15 protein-coding genes are annotated in these 16262 nt (G+C 39.9%); 3 read left to right on the top strand and 12 right to left on the bottom strand.

What is annotated here, in order from left to right:
- The first annotated feature begins 27 nt into the window (after positions 1-27).
- The 3 genes from ABD985_RS13145 to ABD985_RS13155 all read left to right on the top strand — a co-directional run bounded on the left by ABD985_RS13145 (position 28) and on the right by ABD985_RS13155 (position 5685).
- Entirely contained in the window at positions 28-1467 is a 1440-nt protein-coding gene (locus ABD985_RS13145; protein ID WP_345372432.1) for an ATP-binding protein, read from the top strand.
- Between the two features lie 314 nt (positions 1468-1781).
- The gene (locus ABD985_RS13150; protein ID WP_345372434.1) at positions 1782-4796 is read left to right on the top strand and encodes a type I restriction endonuclease subunit R; all 3015 of its coding nucleotides are present in this window, start codon (positions 1782-1784) and stop codon (positions 4794-4796) included.
- Between the two features lie 241 nt (positions 4797-5037).
- Positions 5038-5685, top strand: coding sequence for an HNH endonuclease (locus ABD985_RS13155; RefSeq protein ID WP_345372437.1), 648 nt, complete (start codon positions 5038-5040; stop codon positions 5683-5685).
- 197 nt (positions 5686-5882) lie between these two features.
- Here the strand turns inward: ABD985_RS13155 and ABD985_RS13160 are convergent, their stop codons facing one another.
- The 12 genes from ABD985_RS13160 to ABD985_RS13215 form a co-directional block, all read right to left on the bottom strand.
- Positions 5883-6620, bottom strand: coding sequence for a hypothetical protein (locus tag ABD985_RS13160; protein ID WP_345372439.1), 738 nt, complete (start codon positions 6618-6620; stop codon positions 5883-5885).
- Between the two features lie 36 nt (positions 6621-6656).
- Complete coding sequence (locus ABD985_RS13165; RefSeq protein WP_345372441.1) at positions 6657-7055, bottom strand: 3TM-type holin; 399 nt, start codon at positions 7053-7055, stop codon at positions 6657-6659.
- 2 nt (positions 7056-7057) lie between these two features.
- On the bottom strand, positions 7058-7279 hold the full coding sequence (locus tag ABD985_RS13170; protein ID WP_345372443.1) for a hypothetical protein: 222 nt from the start codon (positions 7277-7279) through the stop codon (positions 7058-7060).
- Positions 7266-8036: a phosphoadenosine phosphosulfate reductase domain-containing protein gene (locus ABD985_RS13175; RefSeq protein ID WP_345372536.1), complete on the bottom strand. Its 771-nt coding sequence runs from the start codon at positions 8034-8036 to the stop codon at positions 7266-7268. The genes ABD985_RS13170 and ABD985_RS13175 overlap by 14 nt, the downstream gene beginning before the upstream one ends.
- Positions 7954-8388: a tRNA lysidine(34) synthetase gene (locus ABD985_RS13180; protein ID WP_345372444.1), complete on the bottom strand. Its 435-nt coding sequence runs from the start codon at positions 8386-8388 to the stop codon at positions 7954-7956. Before ABD985_RS13180 ends, ABD985_RS13175 begins: the two co-directional genes overlap by 83 nt.
- A complete protein-coding gene (locus ABD985_RS13185; protein WP_345372445.1) occupies positions 8381-9094 on the bottom strand; it encodes a hypothetical protein in 714 nt (237 codons plus the stop codon). The genes ABD985_RS13180 and ABD985_RS13185 overlap by 8 nt, the downstream gene beginning before the upstream one ends.
- Positions 9073-9936, bottom strand: a complete 864-nt coding sequence (locus tag ABD985_RS13190; RefSeq protein WP_345372447.1) for a hypothetical protein — start codon at positions 9934-9936, stop codon at positions 9073-9075. Before ABD985_RS13190 ends, ABD985_RS13185 begins: the two co-directional genes overlap by 22 nt.
- Positions 9937-10192: 256 nt before the next feature.
- Positions 10193-10645: an IS200/IS605 family transposase gene (gene tnpA, locus ABD985_RS13195; RefSeq protein ID WP_345372448.1), complete on the bottom strand. Its 453-nt coding sequence runs from the start codon at positions 10643-10645 to the stop codon at positions 10193-10195.
- A gap of 153 nt (positions 10646-10798) precedes the next feature.
- The gene (locus tag ABD985_RS13200) at positions 10799-14401 is read right to left on the bottom strand and encodes an SNF2-related protein (protein WP_345372450.1); all 3603 of its coding nucleotides are present in this window, start codon (positions 14399-14401) and stop codon (positions 10799-10801) included.
- Entirely contained in the window at positions 14398-14844 is a 447-nt protein-coding gene (locus ABD985_RS13205) for a hypothetical protein (protein ID WP_345372451.1), read from the bottom strand. The genes ABD985_RS13200 and ABD985_RS13205 overlap by 4 nt, the downstream gene beginning before the upstream one ends.
- Entirely contained in the window at positions 14841-15029 is a 189-nt protein-coding gene (locus tag ABD985_RS13210; RefSeq protein WP_345372453.1) for a hypothetical protein, read from the bottom strand. Before ABD985_RS13210 ends, ABD985_RS13205 begins: the two co-directional genes overlap by 4 nt.
- Positions 15030-15149: 120 nt before the next feature.
- Positions 15150-15950: a phospholipase D family protein gene (locus ABD985_RS13215; RefSeq protein WP_345372455.1), complete on the bottom strand. Its 801-nt coding sequence runs from the start codon at positions 15948-15950 to the stop codon at positions 15150-15152.
- Positions 15951-16262 lie beyond the last annotated feature (312 nt).

The following is a 16262-nucleotide window of genomic DNA, read 5'->3' on the forward strand; positions in this document are numbered from 1 at the left end:
GATACCGCCGCAAGGAGTTATAGCAACATGGAAGTAGAAGAGTTACGCATACTGATAGAAGAGCTAAGGGCATTGCCCCAGGAGAGTGAATGGGTAGAGTTTAAGGAAAATAATACGAATCCTCAGCGTATAGGGGCGTATATTTCTGGACTCGCCAACTCAGCCAATATAGAAAATAAAGAATATGCTTACCTGATTTATGGTATCAAGGATGATACTCAGGAAGTCGTAGGGACTACCTTCAAGCCCAGAGAGGAGAAAATTGGGAATCAAGAACTAGAGAATTGGCTGGTCACTCAGCTGAATCCACCTGTTGGGGTACAGATTTTTGAATTTTCCTATAAAGAGCGTCCTCTCGTCCTTTTTCAGATAGAACCTGCTTTAAATCGTCCGGTACATTTCAAGGGTGTTGCTTATGTTCGGGTAGGGAGTTACTTGAAAAACTTAAAAGATCACCCAGACAAAGAAAGTAAGATATGGCAAAAGACGAAGCAGGTTGTATTTGAGAAAGAGTTGGCCATGCGTAACCTATTTGCGGATAAAGTCTTGGAATTGCTTGATTACCCTTCTGTTTTTAAATTACTGAATACACCTTTACCCACGGATAAGTCAGGAATCCTTGAAAAGCTGTTGGAGGAGAAACTAATAGAAAAGCGTTTCAATAAGTACCATATCACTAACCTGGGGGCTATTCTTTTCGCCAATGACTTACATAAGTTTGAAAAGTTAGCACGTAAAACACCTCGAGTAATTGTATATAAAGGAAACAATAAGCTTCATACAATTAAGGAACAGGAAGGACACCTAGGATATGCTGTAGCTTTTGAACGCCTGGTCGATTATGTTAATGATAAGCTTCCATCCAATGAAGAAATAGGGCGAGTGTTTCGAGAGAAAGTTAATGTCTATCCGGAATTGGCTATTCGTGAATTATTAGCGAATGCCTTAATTCATCAGGATTTTTCTATTCGAGGCGCTGGTGTGATGATTGAAATCTTTGATAATAGAATAGAAATCACCAACCCTGGTAAGCCACTTATTGATACCAAACGATTCCTGGACCATAGTCCTGAGAGCAGGAATGAGCAATTAGCTTCTTTAATGAGGAGAATGGGAATTTGTGAAGAAAGAGGAAGTGGGATTGATAAAGTGATTGCCCAGATAGAGGTGTATCAATTACCAGCTCCAGACTTTATTTCAGGAGACAACTTTACCCGTGTGGTTTTATACTCTCCTAAAACGTTAAGACAGATGTCTAAACAGGATAAGTTAAGAGCCGTATACCAGCACTGTAGCTTGAAGTATATCAGTGGGGAATATATGACCAATCAAAGTTTGAGAGAACGCTTTGATGTTGATAAAAAGAACTATCCTGTTATTTCCAGATTAATTAAAGAGGCGGTTAATGAGGGCGTCATTAAGGAGTATGATAACTCCAGAATGTATGTTCCTTTCTGGGGAAGCTAGACCATGTAACCGGGATGTAACTGAAAGGTGATCATCCCGCCTTAATGACTACTTAAAGGCCGTTTTACTCGTAACTAAGATGTAACTGAGCTGAAATTATTCATGAGAAGTCTCCTTGCAAAGAAGACTCACGCACAAGATTAATTAAAGCCAATGACTTTAATTAGGTACGATGTTCATAGAGCTAATAGATTTTTATTTATACCCATTAAATAAACATGTAACTGGGATGTAACTGAAATACTTTTTTATGTCCCATACGTTACTGTAAACAACATTTTTACACCTACATTCATGTAACTGAACGAAAAACTATGGCATTTACAGACACTTCAGAGAGAGGCTTTCAAAAATATATTGTACAAGAATTAGCAGAAAAAAATGGTTTTATAGAAAGCAGTTCTGCTGATTTTAATAAAGAGTTTTGTATTAATCCTACACAATTATGGGATTTTATCGAGGCAACCCAACCGGATGCTTTTGAAATGATTCAACGTAAAGGTAAGAGGGCTTTTTTGGTTCGTTTAGATAAAAAACTGCATGAGTTAGGGGTAATTGAGGTACTGAGAAAGGGGATAAAGCATTTTGATAAAACAATTAACTTATTCTATCGTCAACCTGCATCCTCTTACAATGCTAAGGATCTTAAAAAATATCAATCTAATACCTTTTCAGTAACCCAAGAGCTGGGGTATAGTGAAACAAATGCGAATCGTTTAGACCTGACTATTTTTCTCAATGGGCTACCTATTATTACGTGTGAGCTTAAAAATCCATTGAGTGGGCAAACGGTACATAATGCCATTCGTCAATATCAGACCGATAGAGATCCTAAAGAAAAGATTTTTTCTTTTGCCCGCTGCATGGTACACTTTGCTGCCGATACAGAGTTGGTCTTTATGACCACAAAGTTAAACTTCAAAAATACTTTCTTTTTACCCTTTAATAAGGGCTTAAATGAGGGTAGACCTGCAGGTAACTTTGGCTCTGGGAACCCAGTAAACCCTCATGGTTTAAAAACACACTACCTATGGGAAGAAATTCTGACAAAGCACTCTTTAGCGAACATTATCGACAAGTTTGCTCAGGTAGTAGAAGAGAAAGCAGAAGGAGCCAAGAAAGCAAAACGAATTATGATTTTCCCAAGGTATCATCAGCTTATGGCTGTTCGTCAGATATTGGGACATGCAAAAAAATATGGCGTTGGACATAAATACTTGGTTCAGCACTCAGCAGGCTCCGGGAAATCCAAATCTATTGCGTGGTTAGCTCACCAGCTGCATGGATTATTTGATACTTCCGGTGAACATCACCTATTTGATTCAGTGATTGTCATCACAGATAGAGTCGTACTCGATAAGCAGTTAAGTGAAGACATCAAACAGTTTTCTCCTAAAAGAGGCATTGTAGAACATATCACCAGTGATGGAGGAAGTAAAACAAGTAATCTAAAAGAAGCGCTTGCCAATCGTAAAAAAGTCATCATTTGTACGGTACAGACTTTCCCATTTTTGCTGGATGAAATGTCTGAGTTGCCAGCTATGAACTTTGGAATTGTTATTGACGAAGCTCACTCTGGACAAAGTGGACAAACTTCTTCTAAAATGAATGCTGTATTAGCTAATAAACAAACAGAAGGAGAAGAATACAAAACACTAGAAGATAAGATCAATGAATTGATTGAAAGTCGTAAGATGATCACCAATGGATCCTATTTTGCATTCACAGCAACCCCTAAAAATAAAACACTGGAGACCTTTGGTACTAAGTCAGAAGAAACGTATACCAATGAAGATGGAGAAGTGAAATCTAAGTTCTATGCATTTCATGTGTACAGCATGAAACAAGCCATAGAAGAGGAATTCATTCTGGATGTATTGAAGAACTATACCACCTATAATTCTTTTTACAAGCTTATTAGATCAGTTGAAGACAACCCGGAGTTTGATACAAAACAGGCTCAAAAGAAGTTAAGAGCTTACGTAGAAGGGCATGAGTTTTCTATAGGAGAGAAGGCTAAAATTATGATTGACCATTTTAATCGAGAGGTGAAGCACTTGATTAATGGAGAAGCCAAAACCATGGTTGTTACCAAAGACATTGTATCTGCTATCAAGTATAAACAAGCTTTTGACGCTTACTTAAAAGAAATCAAATCACCCTATAAAGCAGTTGTCGCTTTTTCAGGTAAAAAGACTTACAAGGGAGTCGAATACGATGAGGTTAGCATGAACAATTTTGAGGATAAGAAAAATGATATCCCAAAGAATTTTAATAAACCTCAGTACCGTTTTTTAATTGTAGCCGATAAATACCAAACAGGTTTTGACCAACCATTACTGCACACAATGTATGTGGATAAAAAGTTATCTGATGTACAAGCTGTACAGACTTTGTCAAGACTAAACAGGGCCAAAAAGCCATATAAGAAGGATACTTTTGTTTTGGACTTTTATAATAAAGCAGAAGATATTCAAAAAGCCTTTGAGCCTTATTACACAGCGACTATTCTAAGCGAGGAAACCAATCCCAACAAACTTAACGATTTGGTTGATAACTTAGAGGTATTTGAAGTTTACAGTGAATATCAAGTGGAAGACTTTTTTGAGAAGTATATCAATGGAGCAGATCGAACTGTATTAGATCCTATCATTGATCGATCTGCTGAATTTTTTAGAAATGAGCTGACTAAAGATCAACAAATAGAGTTTAAGAACAATGCCAAGTCTTTCCTACGAGTATATAGCTACCTGGCAAAAATATTAGATTTCAACAACCAAGAGTGGGAAAAACTATTTTGGTATCTGAAACTCCTTACCCCAAAACTATTTATTGAAAAAACGGAAGATTTAGCGGAAGGCATTTTAGAAACCATTGATCTGGAGAACTACCGTCCATCCAAAGAAGACACAATAAATATTACACTAGAAGAAGAACCAGGAGAAGTCAAGCCTATACCTGTCCAAGTTGGCGGTAGTCAGTCAGAAGCAGATTTGGATACGCTTGAAAATATCCTTAGTGCATTTAATCAACGCTTTGGGGATATTGAATGGAGCGATAAAGATAAGGTACGACAAATCTTAACAGAGCAATTGCCTGCGGAAATGAAAGCAAACAAGGACATAATGGATGCTATTCAACATTCAGATAAGCAAAATGCAAAAATCTCCTCAGATAAAAAGCTAGAAGAATTGATGCAGCAATATTTATTTACTCAAACCGAAATTTTTAAAAAATTCACTTCTGATCAGGACTTCCAAAGAAAATACAAGGAGTTTATTTTCGATACATTGATGGATACCAAGAAAGGGGTGAATACTAATCCATAATACATTTGTTACCAGTAACTCATCAATGCTAAATGTTCTAGTATGTGAAAGCATTGACGAGTTTCTGGATGATTATGGAGAAGATGAGTGACGGAGCTGAGTAATACATTGTCTTTAAACTAACATACCATAGCCATCATAACAACCTGGCTATGGTTATTTTACTCACAGTAAATAAAATGGTAGAGTTACCATATTTTATATCCCAATAATCAATTTAATACACTCAAAAACTTATATCATGGGTAATCACACAGACTCAAAAAAACTAGACGTATGGAATAAAGCAACTAAAGTAGAAGGTTTCAACCCAAATCAATATAGACAAGATGCCTGTGGAGCTTGGATGGTCTGGAGTGAATTTGGACAAGAAACTGAATGGGGATGGGAGATTGATCATATATTCCCCGAAAGTAAGGGAGGCACTGACCACCTTGACAATTTAAGAGCTATGCACTGGGAAAATAACCGAAGTAAAGGTAATCGTTATCCAAAGTATATAGCTAAAGTTACTGCTGAAAACAATAAAAATATTAAAAAAGAGGAAGAAAGAGTAATTAACGAACATCTTCAAAAAAAGATAGAAACTTTATATAAGGGTAAATCCTTCTATATGTTTTTTGAGATAAAAAAGCATATTTATGACGACAGTGCTGAATATTGGAGTGATTATATCGTAGGAGTAACAAACGACCCTAAAACTATTCTTTTTTCTGAGTATGGTATTCCTGATGAAGGACATTGCTATATTTATAGGTCTGCTACATCTATGGATGACGCCAAAAAAGCATTAAATGATTTGGTAGAGCTCGGGTTAGAAAAACATAAGGGAAATAACGAAGGTAGTGTAGTTTTTGCCTTTAGGAAAATAAAACAATCAGTCAAATAATAACCTTTTTGAGGAATGAATAGTAACAGTACCACTCATTCCTCAAATTTTATTTATAACTCAAAATATCGTAACTCTACAGACTCTCCACCTATATCTAATGGAATCTGTACCCGATCTTTGGGTATTATCGGGTTATGTTCGTATTTCCAATGTAATTTATCAGTAATCCCTGATTCCCATAATAAAGCACTTGGCTAATTAGTAGGAACATCTCTATGTACAAACAGAGTAGCACCTATAATAGGGCACTCCCAATATTTGGACGCACCTAGCATCAATTTTCTGGCAAAAGAGCTATCGCCAGACATTCCATCACCCTTAGGGTAAAAGGCATGTATTAAATTTAAAATAAAAGATACATTATTTTCCTTTGGTAAAGGAAGATCATAAATCCCTTTACTATCATAGCATACCGCTAAATAGAAGTTTTGTCTCTTAAAGACAAAATACCTCTGATACCCCCACAAACCTATATTCCCTTTAGAAGGTATTATACGATCATGGTAATAAAATTTTTCGCAAAATGCCTCAATGCCTTTATTAGATATTGCTACCCCTAACTCTTCGTTATTTGTATCAATCCCAAAACAAACAATAGCCGTCTTATTACTTCTCTTGAGAAGATTACAAATGCTTTCTTCTATTGAAGCAATCTCTACTTTTTCTAAAGTTTCAATTTTAAAGAACCCTCCTGGTAGGACAATAATAGATACTTTGTCATCAAGCTCTGATAAAAGCCTCTCTAGCAGTAAAAATCTGCTATGATTAGAGTAACTATCATCACTTCTAATTAAAGCTGTTGCTATATTTATTGTATGCTTATCCCCTTCATTTAAAGAGGAAGAGAAGCCTTTTGAAAGGGAAGTGTCGGGGAAAGAATTACTGTCCTGTCCAAATAAGCTTATTTGACCTGACGTTCTTCTTTTTCTCATGTTTATTGGGTTGTTACCAGAGTAAAAATATAGTTGTTATTTCAATTTAATAGATTCTGTAACTTTTTCCACACTCCTCCCAATCACATACCCTCCAATTCCCAATTCCAGCAATTCCCAAAACTGAGGTTCCAATTCCGTATTCGGCAGCCCAAAGGCAGGAGCAGCAAACTTGGCATACAAGATCACAAAGCCAAAGCTCAGCATCAACACTGGCCTCCAAAGACGTTGCAACTTGCTCCCCGTCATCTCAGCCATTACGGTTTGCATGCGAAGCTGCATCAGTTCCGTCAGATGCTGCAGAATCATGTCAGAGAGCTGATGTTTGAGCTGTAGCTTCTCTTCTTTCGTGGTTGTAACGTTATCAATGAGTTTATCTGTTTTCTCAATCAGTTCTCCTGCAGAGGAGGTGAGTAGTTTCTTAATCCAATCCATATTTATAGTTCTAATAGGTTTAATTCTAGCTCCAAGGCTAAGGCGATGATTTCTTCTTGGCTTTTGGTTTGAGCCTGTTTGACCGCTTTAGTAAACGGTACGGCAGCCAACTGTAGTTTGATTTTCCGCAACTCTTCACGGATCGCTTGTTGCTTGACATAGTCTGCTTTGGGGTAGCTTCGTATCAAGCTGAGTTCCTGGGATTGTAGTTTAGTAACATCCATAGGTATCCATATTTCCTTTTGTGGTACCGAAGCCATAAAGATTTCCTCCACCTTTGCGGAAGGCTCCGTCCGGTAGGTACCAGTCATCTAATGTATTGCTGACAACTCGTTGTTTGTAGGCACTCATGGCTTCTTTGATATACTTTTTGTTTTTATCGGTGATCAATGAATCACCCTCATTGACCATCTCCGGGATGGTGAGTTTGTTATCTAGCTTCCAGACGACCTTTCCGGTTTCTCCGGTTTGTTTCTGCTTCCGTTCGTGGAATTTCTTGAATTCCAGTTCAGATTGGGTAAGTTCTTTGATCGACTTTGGAGCGACATCATTTAAAGTTGTCCAATGGTCTTTGGAGAAGTAAATGCAGGAACGACAGGATAATCGTGGAAAACCAAGCTCATATACCGGATGGGGTTTGATACGGTACTTCTTCATAATCTCCCAGACTTTCTGTTCCTTCCAATTGTGGATGGGTCTCCATTGGTGGACAATACGACCAGGTTTTGACTTGGCTTTACTGGAGGTGACATGAGGCTGAATTCGTTCGTACTTAGCCCGTTTAGGCGATTCCTCGGAACGTTCTCCAGTAATGAAGAGGACTTTGAAAGGATCTTCTTTGTCTATAGGATAAAGCTCTCGTAATACTTTATTGGCAACATCAATCTTCAGGACACCGCTACACCAGCGTAGGTTCATATCCATCTGTTTGGAAGGGAATCGCATACGATCGTTGGGTTTGGCCGCTACCTTGTGGGATATGACGTACCTTGCTTTTGTCCGGAAGGTCGTGTTCGTAAACGTAGCGAATGCCATGGGAGCGACGGTTTTGCTTGTACATTTCTCCGTGCATTCCGAAGTCACGCCAGGACCACAGCAAGGGTACACAAAACTCTTTGGCAAACTCTCGCACATAGCCTTCGGTACTGTCCCAATCGAAGTAACGTCTTTCCCATTGATCAAATCCGTCGATGCAGTTATGCCATATCTCTACTTTATTGATGTCCAGGTTCTCTTGTTCGTAAAGGTGTAGGAAACAAGCAATGGAGTCCTTTCCACCACTCATGGACACAATAATTTTATCGTAGCTGTTTAGGGGTAATAGTCTATCCATCAATTATCTCTTCATCAAAAACACTATACTTATAATCTTCACCTTCCGAATATCGGTTCTTCTCCGCCACCGCAATACCTCCTTTCTCAATTTGTATCACGGCCTGGGCATCATACTCACTCATCATCCCTCCACGAGCGGTACCACTGGTTGTACTCTGGAAAATGATCAGGAAGAAAGTGTTAGGAAAGTCCTTACGTAGCTTGTCAAAATCTTCCTGCTTGACGCCTTTGATCTTGCTGAAGGAATCAATGGCCACCACATCAAATTGCTTGGCAGCTTTTCGGATATCCTGAATGCCATTGGGTGCATCTGAGGTAATATAGACTTTGGGTTGATACCCTTTTTGGATATAGGCATCCGTCATGGATTTGACCAGCTTGGAGTTACGGTCGATCTCCAGGGAGAAGTAGGCCACTTTGAATTGCTTTTTGGCAAAGGCATTCATCAGTTGGTAAAGGAAGCGGGTCTTTCCGGCTCCTTTCACACCTCGGAGTACCAGGGCGTATTCTTTTCGTTCTACGGCATGGAGGAACTTGCCAATATCTCCATCCAGGTAAATCAGTTGACTGTTGTGGCCCACGGTATCAATGGGAACGAGATTCCCAATATCCTTTGAGAGCTGCTTACGGGCATGACTTTGCGGAATGCTACCAACGGTTGCCCTTTGGTGGTTGGTAGCTTTTACTTTTTTGGCATTCCGCAAGCACAATGGATTCCGTTCAATGCCATGGGCGAAATAGGGATCATACTCTCCTTGGCTTTGAGGTATTGGGTAAGGGCTGCTTTGGCTTCCTTAATTTCCTTGTAGAAGAGGTCTTTGGTAGTGACCTTTTCTTTTTCCAATGCAGTGTTGAGGCGATTCAGTAAACGTTCTACCTTGGCTTTATCGGGATTGATACTGCCTTCCAAACCAATAAATGATTTGAGTAAGGTCACAGAAGCTCTTACTCTACTTTCATTAGCGGCATGGATTACCTTTTCAAAGAAGTCTTTACCTGCTTTGCTTTTGATTTCCACGTTTACCAATTCTCCTTCTTTGGTGCTTTTGAGCATCTTGGCTAGGAGTTGATGCGCTTGCTCCAACAAAGCGGCATACTTGGCATCTTTACGGACTTTTTGCTCGACCATTCTTCGCTCCATATCTTGGAATACGCCTAATAGCTGTTTGCGAGTCTTTTCTTTACCGATCAGGGCTTTGAAGCGACGGAGTAAACGGATGTCTTCGGTGAAGTGAGAAGTAGCTGCTGGTAGCTTTTTGGTTGTAGTTGTTTTTGCCTTGGTTGTGGATTTTGTTGTGGTAGAGGTAGTCTTTTTGGTTTTTGTATTACTCTTAGGTTTGGGAGCGGGCTTTGGTTTTTCCTTTTGACCAACGGCCTTATTCAGTTTCTCCAGATATAGATCGATCACACGCTTGATTGCTGGACTTTTATCATAAGCATTGACCAGTGTATCCATCTCCTTATTCGCTTTTTGTAGTGCAGGAGGCAAGTTGGAGAAATCTATTTCTTTTTGCTTGGTGAAGTAGTTTTTGATAGTGATTGACATAGGTGGTTTGTTTGTTAGATTTTTGTATTCCACTCTTCCTCGCCCAGGGTTAAAACCCTGGGCTCTTTTAGAGGTGCCACTTCGTGGCGATCTGCTCTTACGCAAATCGTTAGCATAGATCGCCACGAAGTGGCATTTCAAGAAGAGCTTGGGGTTTTAACCCTAAGCGAGGCTAGTGTTTTATTGAAATGATGATTATTGAACGACGAGGCGATCTGTTCTTTCGTGAATTGCTACTCTTTGGGTAATGTGGTGATTAGTCCCAAAGGTATTTTTCATCGTATTCTACCTGGTACTTTTTAAGAAAGTAGAGTAGCTCTTCTTTAAAGGTTTGGTTTTGATGATGCTGTTCCTGGTTATGGATATATTGAATGACAATATCTTTTTGTTGGGGATTGATGGAAAACGATGCATAGCCATTTTGCCAATAAAAGTCCTGCAAGTTGACCGAGAGCGTCTTGAACCATTTAGAAGATTTACCCTTTAGCTTTTGAAGGAGCTCAATCAGCGTCATGTTTTTTGGGAGTTCACACAGAATATGAATATGATCAACATGCCCTCCAACGGCATGGACACTTACGCCTAAATCTTCACAAATCTTATAGATGTAGATATAGAGCTTTTGATCAAATGGTTTGTGAATGAATGCTTCACGCTTTTTGGTACTGTACACAAGGTGGATGTAATTCTTAACTAGGGATTGACTCATAATTATCCTGTTTGGGTGAAACGGAAAATTATGAAAGCTTAAGGTAATTATATGAGCTTGAAGTTAACAAGGTTGAATAGATCGCCACGAAGTGGCATATCAAAAAGAGCCTGGGGTTTTAACCCTAGGCGAGGATTGGCTGGTGTAGCCCCTTTAGACTTCCACCAGCATTAATTCCAGCTCCAACGCCAAAGCTTCCATCTCCATCAACTCAATATCCAATACCGCATCAACCTTCTTATTCTCCCCCTTCGGAATCACACAGTTCGTATGATCAATATCCTTAAACTGATAGCTCAGCAAGTAATTCAGGCTTTTAAATTCCTTGACTCTTTGCTCAATGGATGCTCCTGAAACTGCAATTTCCTTTTTCTTCTGGGCGATACGACGAGCAACTTCCAAGAAGTAGTTGTCGGACTGTATGCGTTGACGGTCCTTTTCAATCGCCTGATATTCTCGTTTGAGTTCTTCGATCAGTCCTTGGATATTATCTTCTGGGGTAAGGCCTTTTGGGGTAAGGATCTGAGAGATGATCTTATTGTACTTCTTCAGGGCATCCTTAAACTTCTCAACTTTTAGTCCTCCATAGAACTCTTTCATCAAGCGACTGAACTTGGTGCGGATGCGGATAATATCCTTATCGTTGACCGAAGAAGCATTGATTACTTTCTCTAGGGTTTCATCGTATAGCGCAACTCCTTTTTTCGCTTCTTCCTGTAGTTTTTTGGTCTCGAAACGTTTCTTGATTTCTTCTTCTGAGGAAGGTTTGTTGCGGATCACATCATGGTTTTGCAGACGCTCAAAACGAGTACGTATTTCTTTGAGGACTTCTTCTCGGTAATAGTGGTAATTGCTTTTGATAGACTGAAACTCCTGTAGCAATTCCATATTACTTTGGACCTGGTTGCGTAGCCCAATGATCTCCTTGTATTCAATCTTGATTTCGTGTTCGGCAAGTACCCGTTCGTCGGAGATCAAGGCATACTTTACTTCACTGGTATCTAGGGATTCTTCGTCCAGTACGTTGCCTCGGTCAGAGCGGTACCATAGGTCGTTGATACGGGCTGACTTTTCATCCAGTTTTTGAAAGACAAATACGTCCATAGAGTTTTCGACCAGAGGCATGACCACACGCACAAAACCAAACTCATTCTTCTGTCTCCAGATTCTACCTTCCAGCTGGCGAATATCTGTAGGGTTCCAGTTGGGGTAGCAGTTATAGATAACGGTTCCCTTTTTCTGCAGGTTGATGCCTTCCTTAATGGTAGAGGTGCCAATCAATACCTTACACGTTCCTTCCAAAAAAGCATTCTTGATCTTTTCCTTTTTGGTTTGGGAAATCCCTCCTGAAATGATCTCTACCTCATCTACCTTTTGACGGGAATTGAACTTGGTCGTGATGTTTCGTTTAAAGCCTACTTTCTCTTCCAGGTATTGCTTAATAAAAGGGAAATAGTCTTTACCCCGATCAATATAGAGTACCTGTCCAGACACTTCCTCTCCACGCTTTTCGTGGTACTGTTTGACGCTTTGAATGCAGTCCAGGGAATACTTGATCTTAGGCGCTGATTCTACAAAATCCACATAGTCTTTAGGTGCTGAGCCTTTATAGATATAAGGTGAAAGGGCATTATTCAGAGAGTCATTCATAATGCGAAGCAATCGTCCAGGATCGTTGCGGCTGGCCCCTTTGGAAGCTTGCTCAGAGAGTCGATCCTGAATTTCCTTTTGCTCTGCAGTCATTTGCAGATAGGTTAAGGTTTGCTCTTTTACTGGCAACCTGACTAATTCTCCATTTCGGATCTCACTGACTTTGGGCAAGTTGATTTTACAAGGTCTGGGTACGCCTGCTTCTTCTCCCGTTTTGTAGTTGATATGATTGTACAGAAGCTTCTGTAATACCAATCGGTTGTTGAAGGAACGTACCACGTTTTTCTCTACAATACGTCCATCCGCTCCAACAGCATATTCAGTCGTTTCCAATACAAAAGTCTCGAAGAAGTCATTGATATTGAAAAGATCCATCTGTACCAACTGCTCACGAGCCACCAAAGACAACATGGAATACACTTCCAAAGGGCTATTGGAAAAAGGGGTTGCGGTCAACAGCATGACGTTGCGGCCAAACTTCCGTTGGATATAGTTGCAGATAAAGAAGGCTTTCAATCCCTGGAAAGAAGGCTCGGAACCATTCTGCAGATGGAAACGCTTGACGGACTTTCCATCCTCTTCTTCCGAACGACCTTTCACGCTGGTAAAGATGTTCTTCATGTTGTGGGCCTCATCGATCACGATATAGTCAAAACCCAGGGTTTCTACATCCGCTATGGTCCCCGACTGCCCCACTCCAATCTTCTCACGGTACTTCTCATTCGCCTTTTCCTTGGCCCTTTCGGTAAAGTCTTCCTGATCCAGGATATTGGAAAGTTCATTGATAAACTGCATTTCTACATTGTCTCCAAAGCCTAGTTTTTTTAAACCTTCGTAAGTGACTAGCGTAATGGACTTTGCGGGTACCGCTTTGTTGAGATTGATTTTCTTCTCTATAGCTGATCCTAAGTTGTACCATTCATTGAGCGTTATTCCCGTATCAGTTAGGATGCCATTCAGCTTTTCTCCCGCTTCGGTTTTCCCCAACATCTCCGCAATCCAGTTGCTATAGGTGGGATTAGGCACTACAACCAATGGACGCTTACACTTCCCCGACTGTATCGCAGAAGCTAATTCTGAAATGGCAGTGATCGTTTTCCCTACACCCACATCATAGGCGATAATGCCGGAGCCGGTCATTTCCATAAAGGCAACTCCCTCTCGTTGGGCTTTCCGCAATTCAAAAGGGAAGCCATGAAACGTAGGCGACACATCCAAAGCAATCGGTACCTTCTGGTGATTCACATCTGAATGTCCATTGTAGAGGCGATTCCAATGGATATCAATCTTTTGCTGATCACTAATTTCTAAGGCCCGATACAGGAACTCTGAAAACAGTCGCTCCCCTTCATCACGGGTGAGCTTCTTAATGGACTTCCAGGCTTCCTTATCGATATATCGTGGCTTTGGATTGGATAGCAAATAGTAGTTGACAATATCATTGGCTGAAATCCCTCCTTTGATTTCGTTGGAATCAATGGCGTAAAGCCAGCTGGAATACGCTTCTTGTAGTGTGCGCTCATCATCCAAGATCACTCCGGTATCGTCCCGCAACGTACTCACCTTAAAGTTTAAGGCAAACTGAGAAATGGAGAGAATCTTAGGTCTTTCGGATGCCTGAGGATTGTTTATGGTCAATCGCTTAGGGGTGTTCTTTTGGATGACCTCCAAATGATGCTCATAGATCGCTTCTCCAAACTGCTTGACAATGGTATCTCTCAGTCCCTCGACTTCCTTCAAGCGGTCATACATATTGCCATAAGTGAAGATTGCATAAGGCACATAGCCTTTGTCGGTGACGTATAACGCTTTATTTTGGGCCAGCTTTTTAAGGGCTGCTTCACTTCCGTTTCCTCTCAACAAGTACTTACGGGATTTCAGCCAGTTGGTCATGGGGACTTTCTGCTTCCGTTTGTACCATACCCAGGCTTTGATTTCATCTTCGGTAATCCCCTTGTTGAGGCGTTGTACAATGGTATCAAAATCTGCAGTAGGCGCATTACCCAATCCATCCACTGAGGCGATTAATGTCTCCAGGTCTTTACGGTGGGTACGGACGTGCTGTTGTATATGGGGATCGAGTTGTCCCCTGTATCGTTGTATCATAGGTCTAGTAAAAGCAATTCGAGTTCTAGGGCGATGGCTTCTGCTTCCAGGGTGGAAAGGGAGGGAGGATTTTGTGCAGTGCCAATTGTTCGCTCAATGGTGCGGATTACCTCTTCTTTGGTGCCTTTCACTTGTACTGGAAAGTACAAGGAGCTCGTATGAAAAGGTGTTCCGGCTATTTTATCAGGGTGTAAGTTGAAATAGGTGTCGTTACGACTTAACTCAAAAAAGGATAAGGGCTGGTCATCAGTGGTGGGTAGTAGTTGGTTGAGTTGTTGATTAAAAAGAGCTTGATGTTCTTTGGGGATCACACCTTGCTGGTAGTACTTTTTTTCGTACTCCTTTGCCTCTTCACGGTTTAACTCCAACGACGCATAGAGTAACTTCTTCCGGTGATCTAATAAGTAATTCCTTGCCCGATAGTATCTGGCATCTTTTGTCATAGTTGTGCTTCCAGGTGAGGGATACAGGCTGCGGCTGAGATATGCTCCTGCACCATCATTTCGATGATTTTCTGTTCGATGTTTTTGTAGCCTTCAGTGGTTTGGAGAAGGTGGTGGACTTTTGGGGCTTTGGTGGGGGAGGTAGTGGAGAGGGCGGTGTGGATGTGGGTTCTTAAAGAGTACATGATTTAGTTATAGTCTAGTTTTTACTTTACGGTATACACAAATGATACAACAGATAAGAGTTTGGTATAAAAAAGGTTCTATATGATTACTGATACTTTTTATGTTGTTGTTACAGTGGTTTACTTTTTTGCTCTTTTTATTATTTCTTTGAAATCCAAACTTGTGTATAGATCTTCAAATTTTTGTCTCCCTAAGCTAGCAGACCTGCTCAAACCATTTTTATTAAATGAATGCTCTGGAAAATCAACTAACCTGGCAATTTCTGAACTGAATATATCCCAAGCTAATTTTCCATTATACTCACCATAACAGTCGTATTCGACCATAAAGCATCTAAAAAGTTTATTAACGGAGTAGTCTTCATATTTATCAATTATCCAATCTATATTGAAAGAGTGATCCGATGATTTTAAGAAAATATTGATCTGTGATAAGACTGCTAAATATCTTGACAAATCCTTTGTTCTTGAAAAAAAGAATCCAATTTCATGATTATTAATTTGAGAATACTCATACAAATTCATGGATGTGATTAATGCAGTACTTTGGTTTAAATAGATCTTTGCGTGTAAATTCTTTACAGGATATAACTCGACATTATTAAATTGTGACAACCAACTTTTCTCTTCTATCCTTAGTTCATTCTCCCTATAAATTACTATAACCTTCTGTATTTTTTTAAGCCCCTGTTCTAGCAAGACTTTAAACCTTGGTAATAATTTAATATAAGGAGTCACTAAAACTAAATACTCAGACCGCTCTTTTAGCATTCGCTCTATTTGAGAAGATATTTCTAGAGTGCTAATTATTTCTTCATTTTTGTCAACTTCTGAAATCATATGGTTTATACTTTTAAGAGGATATACATTTGAAAGCTTATAATATATTATAATATTTTTTTGCCCGGTAGTGTCTGGCATCTTTTATCATAGTTACGCTTCCAGGTGAGGGAATACAGGTAGCGGCTGAGATATATTCCTGTACCATCATCTCAATGATCTTCTGTTCGATGTTTTTGTAGCCTTCAGTGGTTTGGAGAAGGTGGTGGACTTTTGGGGCTTTGGTGGGGGAGGTAGTGGAGAGGGCGGTGTGGATGTGGGTTCTTATGGGGGTCATGGATGATTATTTATTTTGTTATTTCGTATTGGCCGGTATATACTTTGTAGCTGGTCATTATCCTGATTGTCATATTAAAATAACTTATAATCAGGTAATTATTTATAGGGTAGAGG

Source organism: Algivirga pacifica (genome assembly GCF_039543525.1).
Lineage (GTDB): Bacteria > Bacteroidota > Bacteroidia > Cytophagales > Flammeovirgaceae > Algivirga > Algivirga pacifica.